Below are 14,058 nucleotides of genomic sequence, written 5' to 3' on the forward strand. Positions count from 1 at the left end.
TTTATGACCACAGCTTATCAACACCTGCGCGCTACGTTTACACGCCTTTCTCGCTTTGAGCATTTGTCGGCCATTGCCGGATGGGATATGCAAACTATGATGCCGCCAAAAGGTAATCTTGCCCGCTCAGAGGCAATGGCGGAGCTAAATGTACTGCAACATCAAATACTAACGGCCAAAGATGTTGGGGAATGGTTGAAGCAAGCGGAACAAGAAACTCTGGATGATGTCGAGCAAGCAAATTTGCGTGAGATGCGCCGGCACTACAATAATGCCGTGTTGCTGCCGGAAGCATTGGTTGAGGCGAAATCACTAGCAGGTGCCCGCTGCGAACATGCATGGCGACAGCAGCGCATCGCGAATGACTGGAATGGTTTTGCTGAAAATCTACGTGAAGTGGTCACTCTCAGTCGCGAAGAGGCATCAATTCGTGCTCAAGCTGCCGGAACATCGCGCTATGACGCATTGCTGAACTTATATGAGCCGGGAACCAATAGTGCCGATTTGGACCGTATCTTTGGTGACCTTAAACAGTGGTTACCCGATCTCTTGCAAAAAGTGACAGCCAAGCAAGCGGATGAACCCTGCCTGATACCACAGGGGCCATTTGACCTGGAAAACCAGCGCCAACTTGGACTCAATGTGATGAAAGTGCTCGGTTTCGACTTTGATGGTGGCCGAGTCGATGTCAGTGTCCATCCATTCTGCGGTGGTGTACCGCAAGATGTACGCATTACTACACGTTATAATGAACAAGAATTTCTCAGTGCATTAATGGGTATTATTCATGAAACAGGTCATGCACGTTATGAGCAAAATTTACCGCGTGAATGGCTGGGCCAACCAATATCACATGCTCGCTCAACGGCAATTCATGAATCTCAAAGTCTACTGTTTGAAATGCAATTGGCCCGCAGCAAAGAATTCTTGCAAGTCATTCGTCCATTGGTGATACAGCAATTTGGTGAACAACCGGCTTTCGCAGAACAAAATTTTATTGCCCTGAATCAACGTGTTAAAACCGGTTTTATCCGAGTTGATGCCGATGAAGTCAGCTACCCTGCTCATGTCATTTTGCGCTACGAGATCGAAAAAGCATTGATTAGCGGTGAAATCGAGGTCGATGACATCCCGGCCTTGTGGAATGAAAAAATGCAGCAATATCTGGGGATTAACACCGAAGGTAATTACCGTAATGGCTGTATGCAAGATATTCACTGGACCGACGGTGCCTTTGGTTATTTCCCGACATATACACTGGGTGCTATGTATGCTGCCCAGCTTTTCCAAACGGCGCGAAATGCTATTCCCGGATTAGATAAGAATATTGCCAATGGTGACCTTAGCGCCCTATTCAATTGGTTACAGCAAAATATCTGGCAACAGGGTAGCCGCTATTCAACCGCGGAACTGATCACCAAAGCGACAGGTGAACCACTTAATCCTCGCTTTTTCCGCGAACATTTAGAGCGGCGCTATTTATAATCCTCTTCAGTACCCAGATTGCCCTTTTATACGGCCTCTCCCCCTGAGAGGCCGTATTCTCTACTGACCATAAATTTCAGCTTAGTTTCCAATTCCCCGATAGACCCAGTGGGAGCGCAACGGGGGATTGCCATTAGTCATGGGCAATAGTTGGTGAATTAATTAGCCGGTGCAGAGGCTGCCAGCTTCTGCATTCGGGGCTGAACAATGAAGGTCATTGTAACACCAACAAGAAGCCCTAAAGGTAGTGCTTTCACGACAGTCGTCGCCCACACCAAAGGCCATCCAGAGGTCAAACCATGCTGAGCGAACGTGACAACAAGTGCAATCAAACCTTCCATCATGATTGAGACGCACACAGCAATCACACAGCGAAGGACGAAAGGAGTGCGGTTACCTATAACTACACGCACCCCCCTCGCAATAATAGGGATCAATCGTAACGCAAGCGGAATGATAATAAACGCGACAATGAAACCTTTTGCCCAGTTCTGAAAAAACGCCCCTTTTAGGCCGTAATTAATCGCTGTCATGACGAGGCTGATAACTAGCGCAATGACAAACTGAATGCTCAATCTCAGCATCAGCAGCTTTCTCCTGACCTTTTTTTCCATTGTTAATCCTCTCATTAAACCGCAATTATGAGTAGTTGGTTGATAAAGTCAACTAATTGCTCATTTGGCGGTTGAGAGAGATTACTGTCGCAGAGTGCAGGACATTGCTACTGCCATTTTTTGGAGACTTACATGCAGAGCGTGTTTTTCGTCGTCATCAAGGCTACTCAGTACCTCGACTGCAAGTTGCCCTCGCAGAGCATTCAACTGAATGTGGAGGGCGCCGCCCGCAGGTGTGAGAGTCAGGCACTTTGTGCGCTTGTCGGAGGCTTTCAAGCTTCGCGTCACAAATCCCCCCGTATCCAATTCCTTAATTGCCCGGGCAATCTGAGCCTTGTCCCTCTCAGTGAACGATCCCAAGGCCTGCTGGGAAATGCCATCATTGCGACCGATTAGATTAAGGAGTTGAGCTTGGAAAGCGGAGAGGCCAGAATCGTTTGCAACGACCTGCTCTTTCATTCGTAGATGGAAGCTGGCCGCAACAGTGCGCAGGAGATCAATTATTTCATTATCCATGCGCTCGAAAGTAGCACAAAGTCAAATCCATTGACAATATCAACCAATAATCTCGTGCTTTTAGTGGCGTTGAGTTGCTTAAAATGAATATAACATCCGGACAGATAAATACCGGACTCGATATCAGCAGGATTTAAAGCAATCCGTCCTGTTGAACCTGATAGACAGTCCTTACTGCGGTCTGAAAACCAAGACTGCGAGCACATGAAGGAGCCTGGGATCATCTGTTCGCTGCCCGACAAGGGAGGCTCGAGTGTTCAACTTGGTTCTATGTGGTCAAAGGTAGCACTGAGTGATCTTTGACTTTTCACTTTGATGTATGTTGTAACTAAAATGGAGCAATTTGACATTTTATTTGGCGGTTTCATTCCTTTGGGCTTCCCTGCTATCTCCGCCATAAACTGTGCTTACACGCACGTGACAAATCGTATACTGAGTTGCCTATTAGTCATAACAATCAGCCCTGTACAATCGGTTACAAGCCGAAACCAATGACTCACGGAAGCCATTAATCATTTCCTCTATTCTCATTACAACGACCCAACGGGGCCGATATACAAACAGAACTCTGAGGAATAAATCATGAAAACAGTATTAGCTCTGATTGTTGCTGCAACTTTGGGTATGTCTTCTATCGCATTCGCCGCCGACACAGTTGCACCACCTGCTGCTCCAATGGCCGGAGCACCCGCTGTCCATAGTGCTCCAGCCAAAACTACGCATCACAAAAAAGCTAAAAAATCGATGAAAAAAGCGGAAAAAACTGCACCGGTGCAAAAAGCACAAGCGGCTAAAAAACACCACAAAACAGCGGCACAGACTAAATCTACCCCGGCAGCAGTACCGGCCGTCAAATAGCAGCCAAAAAGCTGAACTCAGCTCTTCACGATGAGTTTGCAACAACTGAATTCACCCAACACCCGGTTTTCCGGGTGTTTTTTATCGGGAGTGCTGATAATGCTGCGCCGTTATTTATTTGAAATCACTCTGACCACATTAATTATTTGCGGGCTGATTACATTGTTTTTCTATTTATAACAACAATGGCCTATTTCGCTCTAAAATTATTGAAAAATCAAATACTGACAACACAACACATCACTAATTATGTCTATAGTTAGCGGTAGGGAAAATCGTGATGAGCAATTTAATCAGTCGAACTCAGGTTTGTGAATAGATAACCCTCTAAGGAATAATAAGGCAGGCTAACTATTTATGCGTTTATCTTCATTATTACTATTAAGTCTGTTACCTCTTTCTGCGGCTCTAGCCCACTCACCGACAGACACGCAAAATGATGACGCCAGCATTGCAGATCAAATGACTCTGTTTTTCGGTAAAGATGACCGTACAGCGGTCACTGATAACTCCGAATGGCCATGGCAAGCGATTGGCCAAGTTGAAACGGCAAGCGGTAACCTTTGTACTGCAACATTAATCTCCCCTCGCCTGGCACTGACAGCAGGTCATTGCGTATTAGCTCCTCCTGGTAAAGTTGACCGGGCCGTGGCCTTACGATTTATTTCCCAAAATGGTCATTGGAAGTATCAGACGACCAGTCTGGAAACACTGGTGGATGCTAAATTGGGTAAAAAACTCAAACCTGATGGTGATGGTTGGATAGTTCCGCCCGCCGCCGCAGCGTATGACTATGCACTTATTCGATTAACGAGTAAAAAAACCATTCCAATCAAACCATTGCCTCTGTGGGATGGAACTGCGAGTGAATTAACTCAAGCACTTAAACAAGTTGATCGTAAAATCATTCAAGCAGGTTACCCCCTTGACCATCTGGACACACTTTATCGCCATGAAGATTGCCTGATTACAGGGTGGGCACAGCAAGGCGTGCTTTCTCATCAGTGTGATACATTACCCGGTGATAGCGGCTCGCCCCTACTGCTGAAGAATGGCGAAAAGTGGTCTTTGATTGCGATTCAAAGTTCCGCTCCCGCCGCTAAAGACCGTTATCTCGCGGATAACCGAGCTTTGGCAGTCACGGCCATAAAAGGCCGGTTAAAAACACTCGCAAATAAAGCAGCCAAATAATACGGGTTATTCTGCGAGATAGATTAATGGGCTAACAAAGGGACTTTATTGCCTATTATTTCTTATCTGCACGATGGGACTTTTGATTAAATTTGAAAACAAAAGTCCCCCCTAATGCTGCGGCATATCGACTTAACGTCGTCAGATTAGGCGAAATAATGCCTTTCTCCATCCGGCTAATATTCTGTTTCCTCAACCCCGCTCTCTGAGCAACCTCTTGTTGGGTCAGCTTACATTGCTGACGGGCAGCCTTAAGCTCCGTCATCATGGTTTGCCTAATCTGTAAATCTAAATAAGCTTCATTTACCTGAGGGTGATGTAAAGCCGCTGCTTTAACCTCTGAAAAAGGAATAATGTCAAAATCATCTTGTTTTTTCATGGCTGCAATCTCCGTTTGATTTCTTTCATACGCTGATAAGCCAACATCAGTGTCCGTCTGGAGGTCTTTTGCGTTTTCTTCTGCAAAATATGAATGATATAAACCTGCCGGTCAGCTTGATAAAAGAAAAAACCTCGCCCGGCCCCCTCCTTCGCACTGACCCTCAATTCTTTCAGCCCTTTTCCTAAATCCCGAACTACAGGCTCCCGTAACTCGTGACCATAAGCCTCTAACTCATCCAAAGCTTTGATCAGAGCCGCCTGTATCCCTGGCGGCAATTTAAACAACTCCCTTTGTGCCAACCCCAATAAATTAATCACATACATAAGCAATCCCTGCTCCCGAAAAACTCTATCAAACTCACCAAATGTAATCAAACATGGTGACCCGGAATCAGACAAACTTTGAACAAGCCGCCTCATTGCCAAGGCAGATATAGCCGTAGTTAAAGGTCAGAAGCAATAGCACCGATGCTCAATAAGGGACTTAATTGACTGTTTTCGAGGGGCTTCGCAGGAAAATTAGCAGCTTTCATCAATTACATATTTAAGATGCAAATAAGGATGCTTAACATATATAAATACTGAGTTTGTTAGTGGGGGGAAAGCTCCGCGCCCAAAAAATTAGGCCAGGCGCGGAGTGATATTCATTAACCCTTAAGCAGAGAGTTGGTCGATAGTTTGCAAAATACGTTTGTCCGAAATGGGATATGCTGTCCCCAATTGCTGAGCAAATAAGCTCACCCGCAGTTCTTCAATCATCCAACGAACTTCTTTAACGTCTTCATCTTGTTGGCGTTTAGGCGGTAACTTATTAAGCCATTGCTGCCACATTTGCTGGACATGTTCTATGCGCAACATTTGGGCGCGATCACGATGAGGGTCGACAGCTAACTTCTCCAGACGGCGCTCAATCGCGTGTAAATAGCGCAATGTATCAGGTAAGCGTTTCCAGCCATTATTAGTAACAAAGCCCCGGTAAATCAGACCACCAAGCTGGGCTTTAATGTCTGAAAGTGCCAATGCTTGCGAAATATCGACTCGGCCTTTTAGACGCTTATTAATACTAAACGCCGTGGTTAGGATCTGCTCAACTTGCTTGGCAATATCCACGACGGTTTCATTTAACTCAGCCCGCACTTTTTCTTGTAACTGAGCAAAATCAGCCTGTTGCCAGACCGGGCCACCATATTGCGCCACCAGTTTATCCACCCCACAAGCAATGCAATCATCAATCAGATCCATCACTTTGCCATAAGTATTGAAATAAAGGCCGAGTTTGGATTTATTCGGCAGTTTTTCATGTAAATACTTAATGGGAGAGGGAATATTTAGCAGCAATAACCGCCGTGTACCCTGCCACATTGCTTGCTGTTGCTGAGATTCCGTATCAAACAAGCGGATCGCAACACTGTCTTTCTCATCCACCAGTGCAGGATAGGCTTTGACTTCGTATCCCCCGCGGCGTTGTTCATAGCACACAGGAAGTGAGCCGAAGCTCCAGATATGTAAGCCATTTTGTTCAATACCGTCATCCGCCACGGCAGAAAGGGTTTCCTGCACCTTTTCTTGAAGTTGTAGCTTCAAAGCCGCAAGATCTTTGCCTTCACGTAGAGTCCGATTTTTATCATCCAGCACACGGAAGGTCATTTTAAGATGGTCGGGAACTTGCTCCCATTGCCAACTCTCGCGTGACACTGTCACACCCGTCATGCGGCGCAACTCGCGCTCTAATGCCTCGAGTAAACTGGTTTCCAGCGGTGTTGCTCGGGCCAAAAAAGCTTCAGCATAATTAGGTGCAGGAACAAAGTTACGGCGCACAGGTTTAGGTAATGACTTGATAAGCGCTATCACCAGCTCACGGCGAATCCCTGGAATTTGCCAGTCAAACCCCTCTTCTTTAACCTGATTCAGGATCGGGAGCGGGATATGGACAGTGACCCCGTCGGCGTCAGTACCCGGCTCAAATTGATAAGAAAGCCGCAATTTGAGCGACCCTTGATACCAATAATTCGGGTAGTCCAGCGGGTTAACTTTGTTCGCCCCATCCTTGATAAGCATGGTTTTTTCAAAGTTGAGTAACTCGGGCTGTGTCTGGCTGGTTTTCTTCCACCAGCTATCAAAATGGCGCGCAGAAACAACATCGCGTCCAATACGCTGGTCATAGAAGTTAAACAGTGTTTCATCATCAACCAGAATGTCGCGGCGGCGAGATTTGTGCTCCAGCTCTTCAACTTCAGCCAGCAACTTTAAATTAGCCCGGAAGAAAGCATGGCGCGTTTGCCAATCTCCTTCGACCAAACCGTGACGGATAAACAGCTCGCGGCACAGTGGCGGGTCAATGGGGCCATAATTTATCTTGCGCTCAGTCACGATAGGTAAGCCGAATAAGGTCACTTTCTCGCTAGCCATCACCGCCCCTTGCGCTTTCTCCCAATGCGGGTCGCTATAATGGTGTTTAACCAAATGCTGCGCTAAGGGTTCAATCCACTCTGGCTCAATGCGGGCAGCAATACGGCCCCATAAGCGGCTGGTCTCGACTAACTCAGCGACCATGCTCCATTTAGGCGGTTTTTTGAATAAACCGGAACCGGGGAAAATGGCAAAGCGGGCATTCCGTGCGCCGGTATACTCTTGCTTTTCAACGTCTTTTTGGCCGATATGTGACAATAAACCGGTCAGAATAGCAGTATGGACGCTGCGATAATCTGCAGCGATACTATTGACCGGGATACCCAATTCTTTCACTACCTGGCGCAGTTGGGTATAAATATCCTGCCATTCGCGTACCCGCAGATAATTCAGAAAATCACTGCGGCATAATTTACGGAATTGTGCCGATGACAGCTCTTTTTGCTGCTCTTTCAGATAATCCCACAAATTAACAAACGCAAGGAAATCAGAGTCTTTATCAGCAAAACGCCGGTGTTTTTCATCGGAAGCTTGCTGTTTATCCATCGGGCGCTCACGCGGATCCTGGATAGACAACGCCGAGGTAATAATCATCAATTCGCGCACACTGCCGCTTTTCTGAGCTTCCAGCACCATTCGAGCCAGTCGAGGATCGACCGGTAATTGGGCCAATTGGCGACCGAGCGGTGTCAATTGCTGATGCCCGTTACTGGCAGTTTGGATCGCCCCCAATTCTTCCAGCAGCCGCACGCCATCTTGAATATTACGTTTATCTGGCGCTTCCACAAACGGGAAAGCCGCGATATCCCCTAGCCCCAGTGAGGTCATTTGCAGGATAACGGACGCCAAATTGGTGCGCAGAATTTCCGGATCGGTAAATTCAGGGCGAGACAGGAAATCCTGTTCGGAATAAAGACGAATACAAATACCGTCAGATACACGGCCACAGCGACCTTTGCGCTGATTAGCAGAAGCTTGGGACACCGGCTCTATGGGCAACCGCTGTACTTTGGTGCGGAAACTGTAGCGGCTAATACGCGCGGTGCCGGGGTCAATAACATACTTAATACCGGGCACCGTCAGTGAGGTTTCCGCCACGTTGGTTGCCAGTACAATTCGCCGCCCATGATGAGACTGAAACACCCTATTCTGTTCGCTATTTGATAAGCGGGCATACAGCGGCAGCACTTCCGTATGGGGCAAATTCTGTTTCATCAGCGCATCAGCGGTATCACGGATTTCCCGTTCGCCACTCATAAAGATCAGAATATCGCCGGGACTTTCGCGACCCAGTTCATCGACGGCATCAAAAATAGCTTGTAGCTGATCGCGATCAACATCATCGGCATCATCCACAATGGGCCGATAGCGCACTTCCACCGGATAGGTGCGGCCAGAGACTTCAATAATGGGCGCATTATTGAAATGATGAGAAAAGCGCTGCGGATCAATAGTCGCCGAGGTGATAATCACTTTCAGATCAGGACGTTTTGGCAATAACTCGCGCAAATAACCCAAGATGAAATCAATGTTCAGGCTACGTTCATGGGCCTCATCAATAATCAGAGTGTCATATTGCATCAGCAGGCGGTCTTGCTGAATTTCAGCCAGTAAAATACCGTCGGTCATTAACTTAACCAGCGTATTTTCGCCCACTTGATCATTAAACCGCACTTTATAACCGACACTGCCGCCAAGGGAGGTGTCTAGCTCATCGGCAATACGGTTCGCCACGGTACGTGCGGCCAGACGGCGCGGCTGGGTATGACCAATCACCCCTTTTATACCCCGCCCCAACTCCAGACAAATTTTCGGTATCTGTGTGGTTTTACCCGACCCCGTTTCACCGGCGACAATCACCACCTGATGGTCACGGATAGCATAATAAATATCTTGTTTTTTCTGACTGACCGGCAAATTTTCAGGATAAGTGATAGCCGGACAGGCCGCCCGACGGCCAGCAACTCGCTGCATTGCAGTAGCAAATTCGGCCTCTATTTCACGGGTAATCGCCTCTACGGCCTCTGGATTATGGACTTTTTGTGCGCCTTGCAGCCGACGTCGCATGCGCTGCTGGTCACGGAGCATCAATTCCCCGAGTTGGGAGGATAATGCTGCGAGCGAAGATTTCACGTTCAATATTCCTTGTTACGCTGCGGCTGAAACTCACAGTATCAGCCGAATTATTTTATGCTCTGAATGTGATTAGCTGATGTTTTTATTCATTAATGTCAATTTTTAATCCGCTAACTCGGTGTAAGTCATTCCGAGATTTTAATGATATAAACCCTTGTCGTATATTGTAACACAGCCCGAGTTAGCGCTGTAATCGCGCAAATATCTGACTGTCTGTTTCTCAGATTATCATCATTCAATAAAATCGAACAAAGAACGCAAAATATTGCGCTATCACTGTCAGAAAAACTTGAATAGAGTGTATCTCATTGAAAGGGCGTACCGCCTAAGTCACTGTTACCTGTTAAGGAATTACAATGAGCAAAGTCCTGGTTCTGAAATCAAGCATTCTGGCAACCTATTCACAGTCTAACCAACTCGCTGACTTCTTTGTTGAACAATGGAAAGCGGCTCATGCGGGCGATGACATCACCGTGCGTGATCTGGCTGCTCAGCCGATTCCGGTATTAGACGGCGAGCTGGTAGGTGCTATGCGCCCTTCGGATGCTGCGCTAACACCGCGTCAACAAGAAGCTCTGGCGCTGTCTGATGAGCTGATTGCCGAATTGCAAGCCAATGACGTCATTGTCATCGCAGCCCCAATGTACAACTTTAACATCCCAACACAGTTGAAGAACTATTTTGACCTGATTGCGCGTGCTGGCGTGACTTTCCGTTACACCGAAAAAGGCCCTGAAGGCCTGGTTACCGGTAAACGCGCTATTATCCTGACCAGCCGCGGTGGTATCCATAAAGATACCCCGACTGACCTGGTGGTTCCTTACCTGCGCCTGTTCCTCGGCTTTATTGGGATCACCGATGTCGAGTTCGTGTTTGCAGAAGGTATTGCTTATGGTCCTGAAGTGGCAACCAAAGCACAAGCTGATGCCAAACAGCTACTGGCTCAGGTTGTTAACGCTTAATAATAAAGAACTTTCGTGCAGAGGCGAGTGTCTGCGTTAATGCACGACAGCAATGACCTTGTATTGCCCTCGTTTTACCCAGTAGTCAATTTCATCATTGCGCGCCTTCAGGCGCGCTTTTTTATGAATGATGCGCCGAGTATCAGCGCTGCATCCATTGGCCATTAATACCGCGTACATATTCCCCCGCCGCCGCGCGGTTGACTAACTTTTGCCCCGCCAGCTTGGCGACATCCTCGGTTGAAATATGATTCTTCTGCGCCACTTCCTGATATTTCTGGGCTCTGGCGATATTAATTTGCTCCACCAGCGCCAGTGTTTCAGCATCTTTCTTCACCGGTGCCAAATACCCACTGAGGGTTTCACCCACGCGGCCTTGCTGCTTGGCCTGCTCCAACGTCAGGGCAAAAGCCCCAGTGCTAAACACTAAACTGCCGCTTAACACCACGCAGCCCAATATTACGCGAAGCAACTTTTGTGTATCCCCAATCCAGCCGGACGTTTGCTTGTTCATAATGGCCTCTTAGAATAGATTGGATTGATTTTTAAGCAGATTTTCCACGTCTTTATCCACTCTAATCTGGATTTCATGCTCAATTTTGACATTCATATTGATAGTGATAGGTTTTTCCGGGGTTGCCACTTCCAGGCGTAAACAGCCGCTAAGCATAAAAATACCCAGCGCTATTGCCATAGGTTCCCATGTCAAAATCTTCATTCCTTCGCCCTCGCTGGTATGGATGCTGTTGGTCGCAACGAAATATTTTGCTGCAACCACTCTTGTAAATTGTCACCAAAACGTAGGCTGCGCCAGAGTTGGAAGATATTTTCCTCATGCTGATAGTTCAGCACTATCTCTCGTTTGGAGTTTTTCTGTGTATTAACACCATGAATCTTTGAACGCAATGTTAATTGACCCAAGTTATCGAGACTGACAGTGGCATAAGATTGGTAAATCTCCATGTAACGCAGCCAATCAATCGCCACCCCCGCCACAAAATTACTCTCACTGATTGAGTTTGCCAGTTCTGGGTCAAGCCGCAGTGTCACCGCGCCGTCATTCGCTATCCAACCATCGCGCACCAACCACTGTGGATTATTAAGATAAAGCGGCAATTCGCCATTGACCTTACCCGACATAGCCAGTTGTTTTGGTTGCAACACGGTAAATAGTTCACTTAAATCAATACCTTTTAATTTTAGCACTGCCGCGTCATGTTGGGGTAAACGCAAAGCAGACAAACTCAGATGCCCTTTCAAAATATCCATGCCAACATTGCTCAAGGTCAATGGGGCTTTCTCTGAATAGGGATAAGTTCCTTGCAAATCAGCGGTGATATTCTGCATTGTAAACAAGTTGTTTATCGAGGCAATACGCAGCATGACCGGCTCTTTCGCCCCCAACTGCCAGTGATGGTTTTCTAAACGATAAGACATAACAAAATCTAAGCCGCTCAGTTCACCGTCTGCCAGCCACATCCCGCCATTCTTCACGACCCAATGTCCACCGGCGGTAAAACCTTGCTCACGGGCCGCAGAAAAAGCCGCCTGTGCATAAAGCTCGCCATCCCGCAATTTAATACCTAACTCTTCGGATAGCAGCGGTTGGAATACCTTCAGCGATTGTTTTGGCCACCAGCCCTCGCCGCGTAACCGCTCGCCATCCCAACGGCCACCTAGCGCAATCGGCCCAATGGCTTGCGCTTGTAAATTCCCTTGCCATAGAAAATCATCGGGGGCGCGGCCATTAAGTTGTAGCGATAACACCGCAGGAGGCAAGTAGCCGCCGCCATCACTGAATGCCACTTTTTTAGCGCCCAGCTCGAACCCGGCAATAAAAGCAGGATGATGATTATCCCGCTGCCAGGTCAAGGGTTTGGTTAAGGTCAGCCGTGGCGCCTCAACCTTAACTAATCCATATTGCAGCCGATCAAAACCAGTTGAGAGTTTATCGACAGTTATCAGTGTTCCCTGCCAACGCCCCTTGCCGCCCATATCCCAACTCGCAGCCAGCGGCGGCAGGCGACCATTGCCCCAGTAGCGCCATTGCCAATGGCCTTTATCGGGCCAAAATTCTTGCGCCTGACCATCCAGATGCAGATTAAAATTGCCCCAAAAACTGTCCTGTGCTTCCACAATCGCCTGTAGCCGCCCTGTCACTCCAGCGGCAGTCACTTTAACGCCCGCCAGTGGCCAACGCGCATCTTTTATGCGCAATTCCGGCGTGATGTTACCGTGAGCACGCAGTAAAGCGCCGGGGTGCAGCACCCAAGTCGGGTTCAGTATGGAGCCACTGAGTAAGCCGGGAATAGTGGCATTCAAGACCATTTTCTCCAGATTAGCTTGCCCGCTAAGTTGGAATTTCATGTCACTGTTGACGAGACTCAAGCTACCCGGCCCAAGGGTCAGGACGGCGTTGCCTTTGCCACTTTCCCCCGCCGTGATGACATTAATTCGCGCCTCAATGGCGGTTTGGTCCAAGCCCTTATCCCAGTCATACAATGTCAGATTCACCCCCCCGCTGAGGGGTTGCAGCTCATAGGGCCATTGCCATTGGCCGTTGATTATCTGAATTTTTTTCGGGGATAAGCGCCATGGCAACCGCGCCAGCGGGGTATCATCACCGCGCTCTGTCAGGGTTAAAACCCCCTGTTGCTGTTGCCAACTCAGATTCAATAATAACGGTTTAGACAGATAGCCCGTCGTCAATACCCCGTCGAGTGCACCTTGCTCTGGCCAATCATCCAGCGACAATGGAATTTTAATTCCACCACTCAGTTCGAAAGGTTGCGGGGTACCGGGAACAGCAATCGAGAATTGATGCAGACTAAGTTGCTGTTCTTCATCCAGTGTGGCGGCGAAGCTCAATTGTGGGCCCTGATAACGCAATTCTTGGGTGAGTTTTTTATTGTCTGGCGATGTGAGGGCCGGTTTACCAGAGAATGTCAGTTTACCGGCGTATTGCTGCCACGGCGTAATCTGCAAATTGTTGATATTCAAGTCAAGCACGGAGAGCTGCTGCTGCCAATAGGCTAAATCTTGCGGCGCACTCTCGCCACTGCTCGGTAATTGGCTCAAGCAGGCGGTATCCACAGCGACAGTATTGGCCCCTAGCTGCCAACGGCCTTGGTGATAGCCGACACTCAATTGCCCAATATTTGCCAAGGTGCAGCCCTGCACCCGGTAACCCAATTGTGAAATACGCAATGCGCCATCATGCCAAACCGGCGGGCTAGCCAAGACCAGTTGGCTACCCGCAGGCAACCAGTATTGTGCAACTTTTGGTAGCCACTGCGGCAAGGTTTTCCATAATATTCCTAAAGAAATTGCGCTGATTAACAACAACCAACCCATTATTTTTGCGCATTTAGTCATGACTTGCCTTGTTTAATACCCTAAATAATTCCAATTGCAGAAAGGCGGCAAATGAAAGCACCCCGATGAACTTACACAGGTAAGTTATTCGGGTAATTGAGCGCAGCCAACACACCGACAGTTTGAAGCAT

General features: G+C 47.9%; 12 protein-coding genes. 4 read left to right on the plus strand and 8 right to left on the minus strand.

All coding sequences use genetic code 11. The annotated features are described in order from the left end of the window. Positions 1-3: 3 nt before the first annotated feature. Positions 4-1,485: a carboxypeptidase M32 gene (locus OP863_RS10285; RefSeq protein WP_038632779.1), complete on the plus strand. Its 1,482-nt coding sequence runs from the start codon at positions 4-6 to the stop codon at positions 1,483-1,485. A 158-nt stretch (positions 1,486-1,643) separates the two neighbouring features. Here the strand turns inward: OP863_RS10285 and OP863_RS10290 are convergent, their stop codons facing one another. Together OP863_RS10290 and OP863_RS10295 are read right to left on the minus strand one after the other, a co-directional pair. Continuing rightward, entirely contained in the window at positions 1,644-2,099 is a 456-nt protein-coding gene (locus tag OP863_RS10290; RefSeq protein WP_186368265.1) for a DUF2798 domain-containing protein, read from the minus strand. A gap of 81 nt (positions 2,100-2,180) precedes the next feature. After that, on the minus strand, positions 2,181-2,615 hold the full coding sequence (locus OP863_RS10295) for a MarR family winged helix-turn-helix transcriptional regulator (RefSeq protein WP_145588962.1): 435 nt from the start codon (positions 2,613-2,615) through the stop codon (positions 2,181-2,183). Between the two features lie 582 nt (positions 2,616-3,197). On the opposite strand from OP863_RS10295, the gene asr reads away from it, so the two are divergent. Continuing rightward, positions 3,198-3,473, plus strand: a complete 276-nt coding sequence (gene asr / locus OP863_RS10300; RefSeq protein WP_265525225.1) for an acid resistance repetitive basic protein Asr — start codon at positions 3,198-3,200, stop codon at positions 3,471-3,473. Between the two features lie 357 nt (positions 3,474-3,830). Beyond that, complete coding sequence (locus OP863_RS10305) at positions 3,831-4,664, plus strand: trypsin-like serine peptidase (protein WP_050291695.1); 834 nt, start codon at positions 3,831-3,833, stop codon at positions 4,662-4,664. A gap of 55 nt (positions 4,665-4,719) precedes the next feature. On the opposite strand, the gene OP863_RS10310 is transcribed toward OP863_RS10305, so the two are convergent. The 3 genes from OP863_RS10310 to hrpA form a co-directional block, all read right to left on the minus strand. Next, a complete protein-coding gene (locus OP863_RS10310) occupies positions 4,720-5,043 on the minus strand; it encodes a helix-turn-helix domain-containing protein (RefSeq protein WP_050291694.1) in 324 nt (107 codons plus the stop codon). After that, positions 5,040-5,369, minus strand: a complete 330-nt coding sequence (locus tag OP863_RS10315) for a type II toxin-antitoxin system RelE/ParE family toxin (RefSeq protein ID WP_145588960.1) — start codon at positions 5,367-5,369, stop codon at positions 5,040-5,042. Before OP863_RS10315 ends, OP863_RS10310 begins: the two co-directional genes overlap by 4 nt. Before the next feature lie 330 nt (positions 5,370-5,699). Next, positions 5,700-9,587, minus strand: coding sequence for an ATP-dependent RNA helicase HrpA (gene hrpA / locus OP863_RS10320; protein WP_265525226.1), 3,888 nt, complete (start codon positions 9,585-9,587; stop codon positions 5,700-5,702). Positions 9,588-9,946: 359 nt separating this feature from the next. Here hrpA and azoR point away from each other — a divergent pair, with 359 nt between their 5' ends. Then, complete coding sequence (azoR, locus tag OP863_RS10325) at positions 9,947-10,552, plus strand: FMN-dependent NADH-azoreductase (RefSeq protein WP_145588959.1); 606 nt, start codon at positions 9,947-9,949, stop codon at positions 10,550-10,552. A gap of 142 nt (positions 10,553-10,694) precedes the next feature. Here azoR and OP863_RS10330 read toward each other — a convergent pair whose 3' ends face one another. Genes OP863_RS10330 through OP863_RS10340 form a run of 3 tightly spaced genes read right to left on the minus strand, consistent with a single transcriptional unit; the run spans position 10,695 to position 13,927 of the window. Next, the gene (locus OP863_RS10330) at positions 10,695-11,066 is read right to left on the minus strand and encodes a YdbL family protein (RefSeq protein ID WP_145588958.1); all 372 of its coding nucleotides are present in this window, start codon (positions 11,064-11,066) and stop codon (positions 10,695-10,697) included. Positions 11,067-11,075: 9 nt separating this feature from the next. Beyond that, positions 11,076-11,270, minus strand: coding sequence for a YnbE family lipoprotein (locus OP863_RS10335; RefSeq protein ID WP_038632761.1), 195 nt, complete (start codon positions 11,268-11,270; stop codon positions 11,076-11,078). After that, a complete protein-coding gene (locus tag OP863_RS10340; RefSeq protein WP_265525227.1) occupies positions 11,267-13,927 on the minus strand; it encodes a YdbH family protein in 2,661 nt (886 codons plus the stop codon). The genes OP863_RS10335 and OP863_RS10340 overlap by 4 nt, the downstream gene beginning before the upstream one ends. Positions 13,928-14,058: the final 131 nt, after the last annotated feature.

The organism is Yersinia sp. SCPM-O-B-9106 (C-191) (assembly GCF_026183365.1).
Taxonomy (GTDB): domain Bacteria; phylum Pseudomonadota; class Gammaproteobacteria; order Enterobacterales; family Enterobacteriaceae; genus Yersinia; species Yersinia rochesterensis.

Bases quoted from the DNA above. Each gene is read 5' to 3' on its own strand.
- OP863_RS10340 (WP_265525227.1), bottom strand. From the start codon at position 13,927: ATGACTAAATGCGCAAAAATAATGGGTTGGTTGTTGTTAATCAGCGCA.
- azoR (WP_145588959.1), top strand. From the start codon at position 9,947: ATGAGCAAAGTCCTGGTTCTGAAATCAAGCATTCTGGCAACCTATTCA.
- OP863_RS10310 (WP_050291694.1), bottom strand. From the start codon at position 5,043: ATGAAAAAACAAGATGATTTTGACATTATTCCTTTTTCAGAGGTTAAA.
- OP863_RS10285 (WP_038632779.1), top strand. From the start codon at position 4: ATGACCACAGCTTATCAACACCTGCGCGCTACGTTTACACGCCTTTCT.
- asr (WP_265525225.1), top strand. From the start codon at position 3,198: ATGAAAACAGTATTAGCTCTGATTGTTGCTGCAACTTTGGGTATGTCT.
- OP863_RS10335 (WP_038632761.1), bottom strand. From the start codon at position 11,270: ATGAAGATTTTGACATGGGAACCTATGGCAATAGCGCTGGGTATTTTT.
- OP863_RS10330 (WP_145588958.1), bottom strand. From the start codon at position 11,066: ATGAACAAGCAAACGTCCGGCTGGATTGGGGATACACAAAAGTTGCTT.
- OP863_RS10295 (WP_145588962.1), bottom strand. From the start codon at position 2,615: ATGGATAATGAAATAATTGATCTCCTGCGCACTGTTGCGGCCAGCTTC.
- OP863_RS10305 (WP_050291695.1), top strand. From the start codon at position 3,831: ATGCGTTTATCTTCATTATTACTATTAAGTCTGTTACCTCTTTCTGCG.
- OP863_RS10315 (WP_145588960.1), bottom strand. From the start codon at position 5,369: ATGTATGTGATTAATTTATTGGGGTTGGCACAAAGGGAGTTGTTTAAA.
- OP863_RS10290 (WP_186368265.1), bottom strand. From the start codon at position 2,099: ATGGAAAAAAAGGTCAGGAGAAAGCTGCTGATGCTGAGATTGAGCATT.